Annotated in this window: 16 protein-coding genes, 2 pseudogenes and 1 riboswitch; of the genes and pseudogenes, 11 read left to right on the top strand and 7 right to left on the bottom strand. The window is 69.5% G+C overall.

Annotated elements, in window-relative coordinates; genetic code table 11:
* The first annotated feature begins 35 nt into the window (after positions 1-35).
* On the top strand, positions 36-1,310 hold the full coding sequence (locus MXD59_RS20545) for an ROK family transcriptional regulator (RefSeq protein ID WP_248826260.1): 1,275 nt from the start codon (positions 36-38) through the stop codon (positions 1,308-1,310).
* Positions 1,311-2,997: 1,687 nt separating this feature from the next.
* On the opposite strand, the gene MXD59_RS20540 is transcribed toward MXD59_RS20545, so the two are convergent.
* Positions 2,998-3,594: a TetR/AcrR family transcriptional regulator gene (locus MXD59_RS20540; RefSeq protein ID WP_248826259.1), complete on the bottom strand. Its 597-nt coding sequence runs from the start codon at positions 3,592-3,594 to the stop codon at positions 2,998-3,000.
* Between the two features lie 139 nt (positions 3,595-3,733).
* Between MXD59_RS20540 and MXD59_RS20535 the strand changes: the two genes are divergently transcribed.
* Together MXD59_RS20535 and MXD59_RS20530 are read left to right on the top strand one after the other, a co-directional pair.
* Positions 3,734-4,927, top strand: coding sequence for a cytochrome P450 (locus MXD59_RS20535; RefSeq protein WP_248826258.1), 1,194 nt, complete (start codon positions 3,734-3,736; stop codon positions 4,925-4,927).
* Between the two features lie 15 nt (positions 4,928-4,942).
* Positions 4,943-5,242, top strand: a pseudogene (locus tag MXD59_RS20530) (hypothetical protein); the annotation flags it as partial.
* Between the two features lie 111 nt (positions 5,243-5,353).
* On the opposite strand, the gene MXD59_RS27050 reads toward MXD59_RS20530, so the two are convergent.
* Positions 5,354-5,878 (bottom strand): hypothetical protein, encoded by a 525-nt coding sequence (locus MXD59_RS27050; protein ID WP_248826297.1) that lies wholly within the window; start codon positions 5,876-5,878, stop codon positions 5,354-5,356.
* A gap of 1 nt (position 5,879) precedes the next feature.
* Here MXD59_RS27050 and MXD59_RS27045 point away from each other — a divergent pair, with 1 nt between their 5' ends.
* On the top strand, positions 5,880-6,005 hold the full coding sequence (locus MXD59_RS27045) for a hypothetical protein (RefSeq protein WP_308301749.1): 126 nt from the start codon (positions 5,880-5,882) through the stop codon (positions 6,003-6,005).
* Between the two features lie 229 nt (positions 6,006-6,234).
* Here the strand turns inward: MXD59_RS27045 and MXD59_RS20520 are convergent, their stop codons facing one another.
* Positions 6,235-7,374: an NAD(P)-dependent alcohol dehydrogenase gene (locus MXD59_RS20520; RefSeq protein WP_248826257.1), complete on the bottom strand. Its 1,140-nt coding sequence runs from the start codon at positions 7,372-7,374 to the stop codon at positions 6,235-6,237.
* A gap of 1,066 nt (positions 7,375-8,440) precedes the next feature.
* Between MXD59_RS20520 and ltrA the strand changes: the two genes are divergently transcribed.
* The 3 genes from ltrA to MXD59_RS20505 all read left to right on the top strand — a co-directional run bounded on the left by ltrA (position 8,441) and on the right by MXD59_RS20505 (position 11,383).
* The gene (gene ltrA / locus MXD59_RS20515; protein ID WP_248826256.1) at positions 8,441-9,670 is read left to right on the top strand and encodes a group II intron reverse transcriptase/maturase; all 1,230 of its coding nucleotides are present in this window, start codon (positions 8,441-8,443) and stop codon (positions 9,668-9,670) included.
* 87 nt (positions 9,671-9,757) lie between these two features.
* Entirely contained in the window at positions 9,758-10,207 is a 450-nt protein-coding gene (locus tag MXD59_RS20510) for an MmcQ/YjbR family DNA-binding protein (protein ID WP_248826255.1), read from the top strand.
* Between the two features lie 258 nt (positions 10,208-10,465).
* Positions 10,466-11,383 carry a class I SAM-dependent methyltransferase gene (locus tag MXD59_RS20505; RefSeq protein ID WP_248826254.1) on the top strand — a complete coding sequence of 306 codons (918 nt, stop codon included), beginning with the start codon at positions 10,466-10,468 and terminating at the stop codon, positions 11,381-11,383.
* Positions 11,384-11,448: 65 nt separating this feature from the next.
* On the opposite strand, the gene MXD59_RS20500 is transcribed toward MXD59_RS20505, so the two are convergent.
* The 3 genes and pseudogenes from MXD59_RS20500 to MXD59_RS20490 form a co-directional block, all read right to left on the bottom strand.
* Positions 11,449-12,051, bottom strand: coding sequence for a hypothetical protein (locus tag MXD59_RS20500; RefSeq protein ID WP_248826253.1), 603 nt, complete (start codon positions 12,049-12,051; stop codon positions 11,449-11,451).
* 116 nt (positions 12,052-12,167) lie between these two features.
* Positions 12,168-12,245 (bottom strand): annotated as a pseudogene (locus MXD59_RS27455) (IS6 family transposase); the annotation flags it as partial.
* Between the two features lie 120 nt (positions 12,246-12,365).
* Positions 12,366-12,668, bottom strand: a complete 303-nt coding sequence (locus tag MXD59_RS20490) for a VOC family protein (RefSeq protein WP_248826252.1) — start codon at positions 12,666-12,668, stop codon at positions 12,366-12,368.
* Positions 12,669-13,694: 1,026 nt separating this feature from the next.
* Between MXD59_RS20490 and MXD59_RS20485 the strand changes: the two genes are divergently transcribed.
* The 4 genes from MXD59_RS20485 (at position 13,695) to MXD59_RS26630 (ending at position 17,309) form a co-directional block, all read left to right on the top strand.
* Positions 13,695-15,071 (top strand): transposase, encoded by a 1,377-nt coding sequence (locus MXD59_RS20485; protein WP_248826251.1) that lies wholly within the window; start codon positions 13,695-13,697, stop codon positions 15,069-15,071.
* 219 nt (positions 15,072-15,290) lie between these two features.
* A riboswitch (SAM riboswitch) is annotated at positions 15,291-15,382 on the top strand.
* Between the two features lie 7 nt (positions 15,383-15,389).
* On the top strand, positions 15,390-16,034 hold the full coding sequence (locus tag MXD59_RS20480) for a GNAT family N-acetyltransferase (RefSeq protein ID WP_248826250.1): 645 nt from the start codon (positions 15,390-15,392) through the stop codon (positions 16,032-16,034).
* A gap of 212 nt (positions 16,035-16,246) precedes the next feature.
* Positions 16,247-17,002 (top strand): alpha/beta hydrolase, encoded by a 756-nt coding sequence (locus tag MXD59_RS20475; protein ID WP_248826249.1) that lies wholly within the window; start codon positions 16,247-16,249, stop codon positions 17,000-17,002.
* A gap of 181 nt (positions 17,003-17,183) precedes the next feature.
* Positions 17,184-17,309, top strand: a complete 126-nt coding sequence (locus tag MXD59_RS26630; RefSeq protein ID WP_283097221.1) for a hypothetical protein — start codon at positions 17,184-17,186, stop codon at positions 17,307-17,309.
* Between the two features lie 69 nt (positions 17,310-17,378).
* Here the strand turns inward: MXD59_RS26630 and MXD59_RS20470 are convergent, their stop codons facing one another.
* On the bottom strand, positions 17,379-17,579 hold the full coding sequence (locus MXD59_RS20470) for a hypothetical protein (RefSeq protein WP_248826248.1): 201 nt from the start codon (positions 17,577-17,579) through the stop codon (positions 17,379-17,381).
* Positions 17,580-17,673: the final 94 nt, after the last annotated feature.

Below are 17,673 nucleotides of genomic sequence, written 5' to 3'. Positions count from 1 at the left end.
TAAAACATAATTACGTTGGTCGGTAGTGTCAACGCGTGTCCACCGTGCCGCCTCATGCCGGGCCCACCCGTCCCGGGGCGGCACGCCTCGAGACGGGTGCGCCTTCGTCGCCTGGCGGGGCACCGAGCGGCGCCCGCCAGGCGACGCTGCGAAGGAGCAACCTGGCCCTGGTCGCCCGCACCGTTCATGCCCACGCGGAGCCCCCGTCGCGGGCCGATGTCGCCGCGGCGACCTCGATGACCCGGGCCACCGCGTCCCGCCTGGTCGACGAACTGATCGCCGGGGGTGTCGTGGACGAGATCGCGCGCCCGGCGACGGCCCGTCGGGGCCGACCCGCGACCCCGCTCGTCCCCGGCGCCCGGATCGCGGCGCTGGGCCTGCAGATCGATGTCGCCTTTCTGGCCGCCCGGCTGGTCAACCTGCGGGGGGACGTGCTCGCGGAACAGGTCGTGCCCGGCGACTTCGTGGCCAGCGAGCCGGTGGCGACGTTGCGCCGCCTGGGAGCGGCTGGCAGCCGTGTGCTGTCCGAGCTGCCGGCCGGGGTACGGGTCGTCGGAGCCGGCCTGGCCCTGCCCGGCATCGTGTCGCGCGACGAGGGGCTGCTGCTACGGGCGCCGAACCTGGGCTGGACCGACATCCGTCCCGCGCCCCTGCTGGGCGCGCGGTCCCTGCGCGGTCTCCCGTTGACGATCGGAAACGAAGCCGATCTGGCCGCCGGCACGATCGCCGCGGTGGCGCCGGGCCGACCGGGACCGCGGACCGATTTTCTCTACGTGTCGGGCGAGATCGGCATCGGCGGAGCCGTGGTGCGGGCCGGAGACGTCGTGGGCGGCCGCCACGGGTGGGCCGGCGAGATCGGGCACGTCTGTGTCGACCCCGCCGGTCCGACCTGCCGGTGCGGTTCCACCGGCTGCCTCGAGCAGTACGCCGGCCGCCACGCCCTGCTCGCCGCCGCCGGACTACCGGTCACCGCCCCACCGGAACGGCTGCGCCAACGCGCGCAGGCGCGGGATCCCGCGGCCCGCCAGGCCATCTCCACCGCGTCCTGGGCGCTGGCGGTCGCGCTGGCCAGCGTGATCAACGTCTTCGACATTCCCACGGTCGTCCTCGGCGGCCATCTGGCGCAGCTCGTCTCCTGGCTACAGCCGGACCTGGAGGACCAGCTGCGGACGCGGGTGCTCTCGGCACGTTGGTCCCCGCCCCGGATCGTCGCCGCCGAACTCCGCGCCGCCCCGGGGGCGACGGGTGCGGCCTTCGCGGAACTGGCCGCGGTGATCGCCGACCCGGCCCACTGGATCGGGAGCACCTGACGCGACCGCTGGCACGTCGGCGCCGGACGAGCCGACCGCGCCGGGACGGCCACCCGCGCTGGCCGAGGAGCGTGCGGGCTGGCCTGGTCGGGATCCCGCGGGGTTCAGTCGACGGCCGGCCCACCCGGGCGGCGACCACGCAGGACGCGACCTGGAGCCGGGCGGGCGGACTGATCGCGGCGCTGTTGGTCGCTGGCGCCGTGGTGACGGTCTGCGTACTGTTCCTCCTACCCCAACGACCTGGCCTCGGGCTTTCACCGGGATGATCGTCTGTTGGGTTGCCGCAAAGAGGAAAGTGCTCCTGAACAGGGAGGATCGGGCTTGTCGAGGGCCTGATCTATCCCGTACCAAGGAGCACCTTCGCGGTGAAGCCTACCGGTGTGTACCCGTCTGTCGTCGTCGACGCCGCGGGGTTGAGGCTGGCTCGCTTGACACCCGTGCGGACGGGTCGGCTGGGGTGCGCTGCCGGATAAATCTATGTCGCAGGGTGAGCGATTCGCTGCTGCAGGTATATGATCGTCGACCCGACCTGGCCAGGATCGGGTGCGCCGATGCAAGATTACATCTCCTGGATGGCGAGCGCGAGATCGGGCTGCGTTGCATGCCGGGTCGCTTCAGGGGAGGCCCAGAGCAACCGGATTCGTCGATGCGGAAGTCACCGGCGCTGTGAATGCAGATGATGGCCGTATACAAGGTTGTGCTGCGGCTCATTGGTCGTGCTGTGGGCTCTGATGAGCCGCAGCGTCGTCGTTGTGGGATTCGGCGGGCCACGCGTCCGACTCGGGTGAAGGTCTGGGCTATGAGGTCGACGGCTACGGTAAGGCTCGCGTTGGTCCCGGGTGCGTCGCATGCCAGGTGGGTGGAGGCGCCAGTGGCGACGGAGGCGCGGCGCGAATGAGGGCGAGGACGGCGGCGAGGACTGCCCGGTGGTGGTGAATGTTGATCGCGGGTGCGGCGCTGGCCGATGACGCAGGCGGTGTTTCGTTCGTGTGGGGTCTGGATGTGGGCGAGGTGGCGTTCGTGCCGCTCTGCGGGAGGGGAGCTGGTCGCGGCGCCATGAGCAGGTCGAGTCAGCGGGCTGAGCAGGAAGAGCTGCGGATCCGGATGCACGCGGCCGGGATGAGCCGTGACGAGATCGCCGCGGAGCTCGGCCGCCGCTGTCGGCTTCGGCCCCGGGCGGCCCACCGTCTCGCGTGCGGCTGGTCGCAGAGAGGGGCCGGCCCGTGCGGCGGCAGGGCAGGAGCTTCTCGATCCGGCCCACGATCTCGGCGATCTCGTCCGTGGACAGCCCCACGGTAGACTGGTAGCGCACCGGCTTCTGCTTCTTCGGGATTTTTGTTGTGTGGTAACTCCAATCTTTCCGTGAACAGGGCCGGTGTCCTTCACCGGCTCCCGGCAGAGTCGACCCGTTGGCAGCTGGTCGAGAAATGTTGACGCTGCGGTGGTTGGCGACTGATTGTGCGGCGTCGCCGTCCCCCTTCAGGTTCCCGGCCGGACATCAATCAGTCAGGTAGGAAACGGATCGGATGTCGGCACTTCAACACTTCAATCAGGGCCTATGAATAACGCTCTGGGCGTTGGAACACTCGCTGGAGTCCCGTGAGGGCATGCTCGCGTTTGTGGAGAAGTGAGCGCCCGAGCGGGTCAAAAGTGTAGTTCGCGTAGCACGGACGGCTCTGACATGCCATCACGCCGGACCTGACTCCGCGGCGCTCGGCTCGAGCTGGTCGAGATAGCGCTCGACGAGGTCCAGCACTTCCTGGTGACCGGTCGTGATGCCCATGACGTCCTCCATCACGAGGATGCGCGCGACGGCGCTCATCATGACGGTCACCGCCCCGGCCGGAACCGCTTCGTAGCCGTGGCTGGCGAACCGCGCCGCGACGGCCTTGATCTCGAGGGCGCGAAAACGCTCGGCATACTCGGCTATTTCCGCTCGGATGGTCTTGCGGTGGTTCGCGAGCGCCTGGAACTCGGCGAGCAGCAGCGCTCCGCCAGGTTCCCTGGCCAGTCCCCACAGGACGCGTAGTGGCTGGTGGGTGGCGAGGGCCTGTTCGTAGCGGCTGAGGTTCGCCTCCGCGCCCTTCCGGAAGAGCGCCAGGAACAGGTCGTCCATTGTGTGGAAGTAGTAATGCACCAAGGCGGGCTTCACGCCCGCCCGCGCCGCGACCCGGCGTGAGGTGGCGGCGGCGTAGCCCTCCTCGATCATGATCGCGGCGGTCACGTCGAGCAGCGCGGCTCTCGTCTCCGAGTCCGCCGCGCCCAGTCGACGCGTCGCGGTCACCGCGCGGCGCCAGGCGCCGCAGGCAGATCGCTTGACGAGCCGGCCGGTCGGACGATAGGCATGTGCTCAGCATAGCGATTGGGCGAACGCTCAGCATCACGCGTCGCCGCCGGTAATTCGCGTGGTGAGGAGCGAACGGATGACGACGGACACCGCCCTGGCCTGGGATCCCTACGACCAGGCCTACGCCGCGGACCCGTACCCGATCTACCAGCGGCTACGGGAGCGGGCTCCCCTCTACTACAACGAGCAGTATGACTTCTTCGCGATCACCCGGTTCGCCGACATCGAGCGCAGCGTGCCGAACTGGAAGACGTTCTCGTCCGCCAGGGGCGGTGTTCTGGAAATCATCAAGTCGGGTATGGAACTGCCCCCCGGAACCCTCATCTTCGAGGACCCGCCGAGCCACGACCTGCACCGCGGTCTGCTGGCCCGGGTCTTCACCCCGAGGCGTGTCCTTGGGCTCGAGCCGAAGATCCGTGAATTCTGCGTCCGCACACTCGATCCGCTCATCGGGGCGGGCGAGTTCGACATGATCGAGGATTTCGGAAACGAGTTCCCGATGCGAGTCATCGGCATGCTCCTTGGTATTCCGGAGTCCGACCAGGCCGACATCCGGGACGCGGGCAACGAGGCGTTGCAAACCCAGCCCGGAGGCCAGATGGACCTCTCCGGGGGCGCGCTCATGTCCGGGGAGATCTTCGGCCCCTACATCGACTGGCGCCGCGAGAACCCGTCCGACGACCTGATGACCGAACTGCTCACCAACGAGTTCACCGATGAGAACGGCGTCACCCGGACCCTGACCCGCGACGAGATCCTCACCTACGTCACGGTCGTTGCCGGCGCCGGTAACGAGACCACCGGCCGTCTGATCGGCTGGGCCACCTCGACGCTCGCGAAATTCCCGGATGCCCGCGACGAACTGGTAGCCGACCCGTCGCTGATTCCCAACGCCATCGAGGAGCTGTTGCGTTTCGAGCCGCCCGGCCACGCGTTGGCCCGCTATGTCACCAGCGACGTCGAGTTCCATGGTCAGTCGGTGCCCGCGGGCTCGACGATGCTCTTCGTCCTCGCGGCGGCCAACCGTGACCCGGCCCGTTATCCGGATCCGAACACCTTCACCATCCGTCGTCACGTCGGCCAGCAGCTGACCTTCGGGCTGGGGGGTCATTACTGCCTCGGCGCCGCGTTGGCCCGGCTGGAGGGCCGAATCGCGCTGGAGGAGATCCTTCGGCATTTTCCGAGGTGGGAGGTCAACTGGGCGCAGGCGAAGCTCGCCTCGACGTCGACCGTACGCGGCTGGGAGTCCCTGCCGATCACAGTCGGCTAGGGTCTGTTTGGGACAGTGCCGTCGACGAGCGCACTCAGCCAGGCCCGTGAGCGGCTCCGCGAGGAGCCGCTGAAGCTGTTGTTCGAGCGGGTCGCGGTCCCGCTCGCGGAGCTGGGCACGACAGGTGCGTGGCTTCGTTCGTGGCGGCTCCTGGCCATCGGCGGCGTCAACATCGACGTCCCGGACACCGCCGAGAACCTCACCATGCTGGTCACCGCAGACCGGGGATTCCTCAGCTTCGAGCTGTGGGCGGAGTTCATGGCGACCGGCGCCGACCTGATCCCGACCGTCGAACGGCCGATCGTCCTGAGGGTGAGGCACCGCTGATGGGCGAACCGATTCCCACGCTCGGCCAGCTGGCCGTCACGGGCGAGGGCCCGGCGGATGCCGCCGGGCGGCTCCGGCCGGAGGTCGCTGCCGAGATGCTCACGAGCGCAACGCAGGCGGCGACGTGCGGCTGCGCCGCCGTGCGCTGATCGTGAACGCGCCGCTGTCGGCCGACGACGCCGACACCTTCCAGACGAAGTACGGGGTGCCGGTGCTGACCTCGTACGCGGCGGCGGGTTCACGATCCTGCCCCACGAGGTGCGCGCCGCCCTCGAACGCGACCCGCGCATCCGCGGCGCCTGCGTGGTCGGGCGGGCCGATGCCCGCCTCGGCGCCGTCCCGGTCGCGGCCGGCGTGCTCGACGCCGACGGGTACCTCTGGTACCGCGGCCGTCTCGACGACATGTTCAAGGTCTCCGGCGCGACCGTGTACCCGATGGAGGTGGAGGCGGTGCTGCGCGCCCCGCCGCGGGTCCGCGACGCCGTCGTCACCGACGTGGCCGAGGACGACGGTACGCGGCACGTCGCCGCGCTGGTCGTGGCCGGGGTGCTGGCCGGGCAGGCGGACCTGGACGAGCAGACGGACCTGGCCGAACCGGTGCCGGTCCCGGTTGAGCAGCTTCAAGGTGTCGACCCGCTGGCTGGTGGTGGACGACGCCGCCGACGTGCCTCGGCTGGCCAGTGGCAAGCCCGACGTCCACGCGCTGCGCCGCCTCCTGCGGGACCGGGGCGTGCGCACTCCTGGACGGTGAGGACGGCCCGGCTCCAGGATCAGCCGCTGGCCGACGGAGCGCGGCAGGCCTTTCTGGACAGATCCGAACGCCGGACCGCGACGCTGGTCACCAGGAGTTCAGCGGCACGACGATGGCGCCGGCCAGCGCGGCGCCCCGGTGGAAGAGGTCCACAACGGCGGATCGTCGCGGTGGGCCGGTGCGATGTCGGGGGCAGCCGGCCCGCCGGGGCGAACCGCGGGCCGCGTCATCAGGTGTGCATCGCGGGGAGCAGGACGGGCTTGATGACCTTCCCGGACAGCGAGGCCTCCTCCGCGGCGTTGATCGCCTCCAGCGGGAAGGTCTCGATCAGCCGGTCGAACGGGAACTGGCCCCGGCGCCACAGGTCGAGCAGCCGGGGGATGACGACCTGGGGGTCCGCCCCGCCCTCGAGAATGCTCGACACGGTCTTGCCGATCAGGGCGGCCGGTCCCAGAGTGAGGGGTGCGGTCTGGATCCCCACCAGCCCGCAGTGACCGCCCTGGCGCAGCACGGCGAGCGCATCGCCGATCACCGAGACGTTCCCGGTGGTGTCGAAGCTGAACTCGGCTCCGCCGCCGGTCAGGGCCTGGATTCGCGCGACGAGATCGGACGTGGCACCGTCGAGCAGGTGGGTGGCGCCGAGCTCCATGGCCAGCGTCAACCGATGCTCGTGGAGGTCGACGGCGATGATCGGCCCGGCGCCGGCGACCTTCGCCGCCATGACGGCCGCCAGACCCACCGCGCCCGCGCCGAACACGACGAGGCTGGCGCCGGCCGGGACGTTCAGGTCGACGAACACCGAACCGGCGCCGGTCAGGATGCCGCAGCCCAGCGGCCCCAGTTTCTCCAGGGGCAGGTCCCGGTCGACGACGACGACGCTGCGCTCGGAGGCCAGGCAGTGCGTGGCGAACGAGGACTGGCCGAACCACCGGGAGGAGATCTCGCCGCCGTCACCGCCGTGCACCGCGGTCGTGCCGTCCATGCGCCGGCCGAGGAGGTTGCGCAGCAGGAACGTGTCGCAGTACGGGGGCGCGCCCTTGCGGCAGTTCGCGCACGCACCACAGGAGTCGAAGGAGAGCACCACATGGTCGCCGAGGGACACCCGCCTGACGCCGGCCCCGACGGCCTCGACCACCCCGGCGCCCTCATGGCCCGTGATGATCGGCGGTGGGGAGAACGACCCGGCACCGCGCGGCACCATATCGGTGTGGCACATGCCTGTGCCGACGATCCGGACCAGCACTTCTCCCGGCCCCGGCGGATCGAGCTTGACCTCCTCGATCAGGTAGGGACCATCCGTCTGGCGTAGCACCGCGGCGGTGACCATTGTCGCCTGCCCGGCCGACTCCGGCGGTACGGGTTGGGTCATGCGCGGATCACCAGCATGTCTGTCCCTTCGACGACGCGACCGTGGACCATCGGGCCCGCGGCGGCTTGGCCCCATGCGAATGGCCCCATGCGAATGGCCCCACGCAAAGACCCTAGTTTATATAAATATAATCTATATACGTATCAAGCCGCCACCGGCCATGGTCTCGAGGCCCGCTGACGCCCCTGCTCCCAGCGGCCCGCAAGGCCGGTCGGCTGCCTCGAGCCGGCCGGTTCGGACGACGTGCCCGCCCGGGCCGACCACCGCTGCGCGGCCGGAGAACGGAGGCCTGGCTGGCCGGGACGACGCCAATCTGGCGCGACCTCATGCGATGGGTGACCGTAGCGCTCCGCGAGCGCCCGCATGACGGCGTACAGGTCGGTCGCGAACGGCCCCGGCGAGACCGTGCCGACGAGGATGTTCAGCTCGCCCCAGTGCGCCACGAGCGCAGAGAGCGAGGTCGACAGGTAGGAGATCTTGCTCGATGCGGTGCTGCGTGGAAGATGAAGGATTTGTGGCCCTTCGGCGTCGCCCTGCGGGGGGAGACGTCAAACCACCTCATGCTGCGTTGGCTGAAGACCGTCGTGGTGAGTGATGAGGAAAAGGCACATCGGATGCGTCAGGTGGGGACCAGGAAGGCGAGCGAAAGCGAACCGCTGTCGAAGTGTCGAAACCAGATCAGACAGCATCGAAACTGGGGCGCTTGGGGTTGCTTCAGGATAAGCCTGGCGGGAGCCCGTGTACTGGCCAGGTGGTGCCCGGCATGGAGGCGGCGCGAGCCTGGTCTGCGGCTTTCACGTGGAACGTGGGAAGGCAGATGCCGACACTGCGTGCCCGCCTTGTGGGGCGGGTGGGTGAGAGGGAGCGCGCCGAGCGGCAGGAACCGTAAGGCGCTGAGTACCGTCGCGGCGTCTGCTGGCGGACCGGCCCGTAGTAGCGGGGAAGCCCCGGTAGTCGGGGTGGATGTGAAGGGGTCGGCTCATCGATGGTTTGTTTCGCGCGAGCAACCGGCGTTGCCGGGAGGAGACGTGTGAGCAGGTCAGGTCCGGAAGGCAAGCCGTTTCAGATGCCGAAGCAGCTGGTGTGGGAGGCGTACAGGCGTGTAAGGGCCAACAAGGGTGCCGCCGGGGTGGACGGGCAGTCCTTGGCCGAGTTCGAGTCCGATCTGAGGAACAACCTCTACAAGATCTGGAACCGGATGTCGTCGGGGACCTACTTTCCGCCTCCGGTAATGGCGGTGGAGATACCCAAGGCGGCTGGGGGCACGAGAGTTCTCGGCGTGCCCACGGTTGCCGACCGGGTGGCGCAGACGGTGGCCGCGATGGCGCTGGAGGCCCGCACGGAGTCGATCTTCCATGCGAACTCCTACGGGTACCGGCGTCGGCGCGGCGCGCTGGATGCCGTGGCAGCGTGTCGCCAGCGGTGCTGGAAGAAGGACTGGGTCATTGATATCGATGTTCAGGACTTCTTCGACAGCGTGCCGTGGGACCTCATGACCAAGGCGGTCGAGGCCAACATCACCACCGACCAGACATGGGTGCTGCTCTATGTGAGGCGGTGGCTTGCCGCCCCGCTGCAGCTGCCCGACGGGACCCTGGCAAGGCGGGATCGCGGGACCCCGCAGGGATCGGCGATATCACCCGTGCTCGCCAGCCTGTTCATGCATTACGCGTTCGATCTGTTCCTGGCCCGGAATTTCCCGGGTGTGCAGTTCGAACGCTATGCGGACGACGCGATTGCGCACTGCGCGTCGGAACGGGAGGCCCGCGTGGCGCTGGCCGCGCTTACCAGCCGGATGGCCGAGGTCGGGCTGCGGCTGCACCCGACCAAGACCAAAATTGTGTATTGCAAGGACGGCAGGCGGCGTGGCTCGTACGAGCACACCTCGTTCACGTTCCTGGGGTACACCTTCCGGCCCAGGGGCGCCAGGAGAGCCGACGGGACCATGTTCGTGGGCTTCCAGCCCGCGGTCAGCCCCGAGGCGCTGAAGAAGATGAGCCGGCGGGTCCGCCGATGGCGGATCCACACGCGAACCAGGCACGACCTGAGCGAGCTCGCCGCACTGATCAACCCGGTCGTGGCGGGCTGGATGAACTACTACGGCCGGTTCTACCGGTCGCAGCTGTCGCCCCTCCTGCAACGCATCAACACCTACCTGATGCGGTGGGCTGGCAAGAAGTACAGACGGCTACGCCCGTTCAAGCGGTTCAGGGCATGGTGGACCGGGCTCCTCGATCGAGAGCCCGGCCTGTTCGCGCACTGGGCCTGGGCATCCATGCCGACCGGATCACGGTGAGAAGAGCGGAGTGAACCGAGAGGTTCACGCTCCGTTCTGTGGGAGCCCGGGGGTGGAGATCCCCCCGGGCCACCCGACCAGGGCGGTGTGCCTGGCGGTAGCCTGACTGCCGTGGCGACCTGGGCCGACGTGCGGCGGATCGCGCTCGCCCTGCCGGAGACGAGCGCGGGCACCTCGTTCGGGAACGAGGCGTGGAAGGTGCGGGACAAGACGTTCGCCTGGAGGCGGCCCCTGCGCCGGGGCGATCTCGCGGCCCTCGGCGCGGCCGCGTCGGATGAGACGCCGCTGGCCGTGCGGGTCGCCGACGTGGGCGTGCGTGCGGCGCTCATCGTCGACGACCCGGCCGTCTACTTCACGATTCCACACTTCGAGGGCTATGCCGCGGTGCTGGTGCGGCTCGACCCCGTCGACGTCGACGAGCTCGCCGAGGTGCTGGCAGAGGCCTGGCTAGCCCGCGCCCCCGCCAGTCTCGCCCGCCGACATCCCGACGTCGCCGGTTCGCGTTCGGGGACCGCGCCGCCGGACGCCGCGGGCTGACGCCGTGCGGGAAGCGGAACCTGCCGGGATTCCGCGAACCTTCGGGATCGTCCGAACACTCTGGACCGCGCGGTGGCCGGGGCTCGCGCGGAGGCATGGGACCGCGCGGTGATGGGAGGTCGCGCGGTGGCCGGGGACCGTGCGGAGGTCAGGGCTCGCGCGGAGGGTCGGTATCGCGGGGCGGTTCGGACGGTGCGGAGGTACGCGACGGTGCGGCGGTTCGGGTGGGCACGGCCGGGTGGGCGAGGGCACCGGGCGATGGGCGGGGCCGGCGGGGCGAGCCGAACCGCGATCCTCGTCTGTCAGGGGCGGGCGGTCGCGCACGGCCGGCTGGCGCCTGGGCGGTTCGACGATCCGACGGCGCTGGCGTTGCTGCGTCCCGCGGAACGGGTGGCCGTCGAGCAGGTGCGGGCCGACGCGGTGCCTGTCGGCGCCAGGCCACGGATGGCGTTCGAGATGGTGCGGGCCTGCGGTGACGCGATGGCCCCGCGGACCGTCACGATCGATGACGCCGTCCGGGAGGTGGTGGCGCGCCACGGCGCGGCGGGAACCCAGGTGGTCATCCTCGGCGCGGGCCTGGACGGACGGGCCTGGCAGCTGCGCGAGCTCGCCGGTATACCGGTGTTCGAGGTGGATCATCCGGCGACGCAGCGGGAGAAGCGAGAGCGGGCCGGCGGGCTGGCCGAGCCCGTCTCGGCGCCGGTGTACGTCCCGGTGGACTTCAGCCGGGACGACCTCGGCGACGCGCTGGCCGCCGCGGGGCACCGCGAGTCGGCGCCGACCGTCTGGATCTGGGAGGGCGTCGTGCCCTACCTGACCCGCGGTCAGACGCTCGGGACGCTGCAGGTGATCGCGGCGCGGTCCGCGCCCGGCAGCCGGCTGATCATCCAGTATCACTCGCCGACACCGGGGTTCGCCCTTGGCCGGGGAGCCGCGGCGGTGCTGAGCCGGCTCACCGGCAGCGAGAACCCGATGGCACGGGAGCCGAACCGCTCCGCGTGGACGCCACGGGCAATGGGCCGCGCCGTCGCGGCGGGCGGCTTCACCGTCACCCGCGACGACACGCTGCTCGTCCTGGCCCGGCGGTTCGACACCCCGGCACGGCACCGCCAGTCACTGCGCGGCACCCGCATCCTCGTCGCCGACCGTCCCGCCGGCGGGCCATCGCCTGGCTGAGCGGGCCGCGGCCCGCCGACCACGGCACGGGGCAGCCTTGGCCCTGACTCGCAGAGGTGAGATCATCACGGGTAGCGCCGGTTGTCGCCATGCGGGCCAGCGAGGTCACCGTCGGCCGGTATCGGGGGGCGCACCGGCACCATGACTGTCGAGGACCGGCAGGAACCTGGCACGGAGGATGACGGCGAGCGGGTGGACGCCGCGGGGCTGCTGGGTCTGGCCGCGCTCGCGCGGGACCGGCTGGCGCACCTCCCGGACCCGGCGGACCAGCGGGCGAGTTCCTCGCCGCTGGCGGCCAGCTCGCCGTCATGCTGGAACGGGCCTTCGACGAGTCCGGCCAGCGGCGGCTGCTCGACGCGGCGATCGCGGTGAGCCGACTCGTGGTCGCCGGTGGTGACGGTTCCCAGCGGCTCGCTTCTCGCGGTGCGCACCCCCGCTGGCGAGCTCTGCGGCGGGGTGGTCCGGGTGCACGACGGTATTCTCGAACTACACACCGCACTCGGCGCGACCGCCATCGACCTGCGGACGGTCACCGAGATCCAGGCCGTCAGCTCCCGGTCGCCGTCGCTTTCCGCGTCGGCGATGTAGGTCTCGAGCCGCAGGGCGTTGTCGAGGCAGCTCTCGGTGAACCACAGCAGGTCGTACCGGGTGTCCTTCGCTCCCGTCACCGAGCCCCTCTGCGCGGTGGACGTCATGGTGAACGTCCTTCCTGGCGGCTGCTGCACTGCGTGGTGACCAACCGGGCACCGGCCGGTCGGGGAGCGCGACGGGGTCTGTTGCATCGGCTGATCGTCTGGGCGGAGCGCAGGCGTTTCAGTCCGCGCATGGGCCGGAGCCTGGCTTTCAGACGGCTGTGGTCGGATAGGGTGACGCGTCGCGGTGGGCTGGAGGAACTCCAGCCGGTTTCCCAGGATGTCGAAGGCGTAGAAGCGGCGGAGCCCCGGGAAGTTGTCGTCCCAGGTGACCGTGATGCCCTTGTCGGTCAGCCGGTTCGCCAGCCCGTCCAGATCCTCGACGAGGATGCCGGGGTGGGCCTTGCGCGCCGGCCGGAAGTCTCCTCGACACCGAGGTGGATCTCCAGTCGGTCCGCGCGTAGCCACAGCCCGCCGCGCGTTGCCAGCACCGGCGGCTTCTGGCTCTCGGTCATGCCCAGCACGTCGACGTAGAACCTGCGGCAGAGTTCCTCGCTGCCGGGTGGGATCGCCAGCTGGACGTGGTGTGGGCCCAGGCCGTGCGGGGAGGTGGCGTCGGTCGTGTCGTAGGGCAGTGCGGGACGGTGAACCATGGGTCGCTGTCCTCTCGGGTCACGGCGGCCATCAGCCGGCCGCCCGGTCGAGTCGCGCGCCAGACCCGGTCCACCTCGGACGGTAGGTAGCCGTCCTTCGGCCCGCCAGCACGGCTTCTGAGGTGCCCGGCGCGGCGAGCCAGGTCCATGTTGATCGCCACGAACAGTCGCCGAAGATCCGGAGCGGCGCAGAGGCAACCGTACTCGAGGACCAGGCTCCGGCCGGGGTCCTTCGTCATCCAGACGAAAGGTGCTCTCGACAACGATTCTGTCGGACCACCGGTCGGGCATTTTGCCCATAATATTAGGGGACTACTGCCCTATTTTGATAGACGCTTTGCAGATGTGGATTAGTTCGTGATATGAATATCCAGTCAATTGAGGACTATGTGACTGGTCTCCGGAAGGATTTAATAAGAATGCGTCGGAATCGGATGTGCGTAGTTATTTTCGGAACGCTTCTCGCGTGTGGAGGTATGCTGCCTCTCGCCGGTGCGGCGGTTGCCCAGGCTCCGTATGACAACATCGGTGACTTGGCCTACCAGAATCAGCAGCTCAACGCGAATCTGATCTCCCAGAATGGGACCTACCAAAATATCTACTACAACACCCGGGGGATGGCGCCGATCCGTTCCTGGTAGATTTTCGTCGCCGTGTGCGACATCAATGCGGGGCGGATTCCAACGGTCAGTGCACCGACGGTCCAAATTCTTTCAGATTGTGGGTCTCGGCGTAGGCCTCGTCGGGGTTTTCCAGTCGAGGACTTTCCGGGGTCTGCCGTTGAGTTCGGCGGCGATGGCGTCGAGTTCGTTTTGACTGAAGCCGGAGAGGTCGGTACATTTCGGGCTCTCCGCAGTGGGTTGGGGAGTGTGTACGGTCATGAGCCGTGTGTGACGGCTTGGGGTGACGGAACGTAGTCGCGGTTTGGTTCGGGAAGCGGGACACCCGCCCGCTGAAATGATCGCTCTTGCCAGAAAAAGATCATCAAGCGGGCGGGTGCGTGTGTCCCAGGGTAGAGGCTGTGCGTTGGGTGGGTTGCCGGGGCTGCCGGCCGGGGTCGAGGTCGAGCTGGTCGAGCGGGCGGCCGGAGTCAGCTGGCACACCGCGCACCGTGGCTTCGTCGCGGTGGCCGAGGAGGCGGGGATCGTGGTCACCGCCCCGGCCGCTGGGACCGGGCCCGACGGGCCGGTCGCAGACCAGGAGACCACCGCCGACGGGGAGGCAGGCCGGCCGGTGCGGTCGGTGTCCGGGCCGCTGCCGGGCGTCGAGGTGCTCGGGATCGACGACCACCGCCGGGGCCGTCCCCGCTACCAGCGGGACCCGCTCTCCGGCGGCTGGGTCGCCGACGCCGACCGCTGGCAGACCGGGTTGTTCGACTCCGCTGGTGGCCACGGCCTGCTCGGGGCCGTCGAGGGCAGCACGGCGGCGGCCACGGTCGGCTGGATCGAGGCCCGGCCCGCCGCCTGGCGCGCGGGCATCCGGGCGGTCACGATCGACATGTCCACCGTCTACAAGGCTGCCGCCCGCGACGCGCTCCCACACGCGATGATCGCGGTCGACCCGTTCCACGTCGCGCAGCTGGCGAACAAGGCGGTCGGGGATGTCCGCCGCCGGGTCACCCACCAGCTCCGTGACCGCCGCGGCCGGGCCACCGACCCCGAATACACGATCCGCAACCTGCTGGTGCGCGGCCCCGGCGCACTCTCCGGCAACGGCCGCGCGAAGAACCACCTACTCGACCTGCTCGCGCTCTCCCCGACCCGCACCGGCCGAGCCACCACCCGCACCGACGTCGACCGGGCCCTCACCAGGTTCTTCGACTACTGCGCCACGACCGGCGCGACCGTCCCCGAGATCGTCGCTCTCGCCGAAACGATCTCGGACTGGCGCGTCGAGATCACAGCCGCCGTCCTGCACGGCCTGTCCAACGCCGCGGCTGAGGGAGCCAACCGGCTGATCAAACTCGTCTACCGGACCGCCTTCGGCCTGACCAACGTCGCCAACCAGCAACGTCGCCAACCAGCAACGGCGCGCCCCCACCGACCCCCGCCCCCAGCGCCTCGCCCACATCCGCGGGCTGCTCCTGTCCGGCCAGGCCTCTCCCGCGGTGCTACTGGCATGCGAAGACCACGAGGTGCTGGGCATGGCCACCTACGCGTTCCTCTGGCCGGCCGCGGGCGTGACACAGTCACTTTTCCTCAAGGAACTCTACGTTCGCGAACACGCCCGACGCCGCGGCATCGGAGGCCTCCTCATGGATCACCTCCGCCGCATCGCCACCGAAACCAATTGCAGCAGAGTCGAATGGACCACCGACCTCGACAACCAGTCAGTGCAAAGTTTCTACCGTGCACAGGCTTCACCGTGAATACGGGAAAGGTGTTCTATCGGACGGAGATCTGATGAGCCGAGCCGCATGAGCCGACACCACAGCTCGGCCAGTGTTGTCCGGGGCAGACCGAGGACCGTCGACAGCTCGACGTGGATCAGCTGTTCGCCGTGGGGCCAGTGACGGGTCCCACGGCGTTCTCGACGGGCAGGGCGCCGAGGTCCTGCGTTCCGCACTTCATCGCATGTTCGTGTTGACGTGGCTCTCTGTGGCCGGGGACAATCGACTCTCGTTGATCATCCAGAGGATCTGAGGGACCTGGCCCGGTGACGGTCCGGCAACCTGTCCAGCGCGGGCAAGGTGCCAACGCCAGGAACGATGAGGAAACTCCGATGAGTGTTCAGCTCGATGTTCCTGTTCTCGCTGGTTCCCTGGTGCGGCTGGAGCCGTTGACGATGGAGCACGCGGTCGACCTGGCCGCGGCCGTCGAGGAGGACCGGGAGACCTACGGGTTCACGCTGGTTCCCCGTGGGAGCCAGACGCGGGGGTATGCGGCGGCGCTGTTGGCCAGGCCTGGGCTGACGCCGTTCGCCCAGGTCCGGGTGCGTGACGGGAAAGCCGTGGGGTGCACCGGATTCCTGGATCCGCGGCCCTGGCCGGATCGGCCGGCCCTGCGAGCCGTCGAAATCGGCTCCACCTGGCTCGCGGCGTCCGCGCAGGGCAGCGGCATCAACGCCGAGGCGAAGCTTCTGCTGCTGGGGTATGCGTTCGAGACCCTGGGGGTCGCACGGGTCGATCTGAACACCGACGCCCGCAACCACCGGTGCCGGCGGGCGTTGACACGACTGGGTATCAGCTTCGAGGGCGTCCTTCGCAACTGGTCGATGTCCTGGGCGCCGGGGGAGGAGGGGACGGTGCGGGACTCGGCGATGTTCGCGGTGGTCGCTTCCGAATGGCCGGCTGTCCGACGAGCCCTCATGACCCGTCTGGCCTCGGCGGGCATGGCCGCAGGAGTGTCTGGCCCGCCGGCGTCGTGATCGACTCGATCTTCACCCAGAGATCAACGGGTGCTCAATCTGGCCGACAGGTGCTGCCCGTTCTCAGGAACCGGCGCCGATCTTGTGATGGCTGTGTCCCAGTTTCGGCGGTTGGCCTGCCTTGGGAAGGTCTTCTGTCTCATCCCATCTTGGCGGGCAGGGGGACAGGGGCCAGGTCGACCAGCGGCGGGTGTCCTTGATGTGATGTGGGTATGGCCATCCCGCCGCACATGCATCCGTTCGTGCTCGACGTGGCGCCCGCCCACCGTCGGCGTATCGGCGCGATCGACGTCCACAGCACCGACCCGTCCGCCGAGCGGCGTCGGCCCGCCGTGGTGTTCGTGCACGGCGGGCCCGTACCGGCGCAGCTGGAGCCGACCCCCCGGGACTGGCCGACCTTTCTCGGTTACGGCGCGCTCGCCGCCGCCCATGGCCTCGTCGGGGTCACCGTCGACCATGGCCTGCACGGCCCCGGTGACTACCCGGTCGCCGGGCGGAACGTGCGTTCGGCCGTCGAGCAGGCACGCGCCGTCGAGGGCGTCGACCCCGACCGGGTCGGCCTGTGGTTCTTCTCCGGTGGCGGTCCGCTCGCGGCCGGATGGCTCGCCGCCGTGCCCCCGTGGCTGCGCTGCGTCGCGCTGAGCTACCCGTTCCTGAGCGTTCCGCCGGGCGTCCCGGACGGCGCCGAGTTCGACGCGGTTGGCGCCGTCGCCACCCCGGGGCGGCCGCCGATCCTGCTCACCCGGGTCGGTGCCGAGTTCCCGGTGGCGGTGCCCGGCCAGAACGCCTTCGTCGATGCCGCCCGTGCCCACGGCGTTCCGATCGAGGTCATCGACGTCCCGAACGGTCAGCACGGCTTCGACAGCCTCGACCACACCGACGAGTCCCGAACGGCCGTGACCAGGGCCATGACCTGGGTCGCGGCAACGCTGCACGCCAGGGGTGCCGTCGGGGCGTCCGGCCGCTGACCAACCTGGGCGGCCGGGTCAACTCCGGTGCGGTCTGCCGCGGTACATGGAGCGGAGTCCACGGACATGGTGTACAGAGTGTGATCGTCCAGCGACTTACTGGAGTGGCGGTCCGTGACGTGAAGCGACCGCCGCGTGATCCTTCTCGAGAACGACGAAGAGTTCGATGAGGAGATGCGCGATGGTCGTGCGTCCAGCTGCGGGGACGCTGCGCGCCACTGCTCCGGGGCGCCGGGCGTCCGCCCTCGGCGAGGGTCACAACGATGATCTCTTGCCGGCCGACCTCGACCTCAGCTGCCCGGGCTGATCAGGCTGGGCAGCTGACGTAGGCGCCGGCCGGGAGGCCGAGGTCGGCCAGGTGTGCCCCGGCCCGTACTTACGGCGCCCCCCAGGTGGTCCTGCGCAGGGTGAGGTTGTTGGCGTCGTTGGCGTCGGTCGCGGTGGTGCCGGAGTCGTCGCGCGGTGGCCAGTAGGCGCCGAGGCCGTGCGGGATGAGGTCGCCCAGGCGTGGGCGTAGGTCCTGGCCGAGGGGCGCGCTGATCTCCTTGGGTGGGCGCGGGTCCTTCCACGGGTACATTTTAGCGATAAAATCTCGTAACTGGTCAGGTCTCGTAGATCGTTTGTTTTTGGTCTCACGGCGTGCTGGGGTTTTCTGGTGACCTGGTGGCCTG

Origin of the sequence: Frankia umida, assembly GCF_023242945.1 — a bacterium.
In the GTDB taxonomy this organism is placed as follows: domain Bacteria; phylum Actinomycetota; class Actinomycetes; order Frankiales; family Frankiaceae; genus Frankia; species Frankia umida.
The sequence above is the reverse complement of the archived record's forward strand: the minus strand, read 5'-3'. Positions and strand labels throughout refer to the sequence as shown.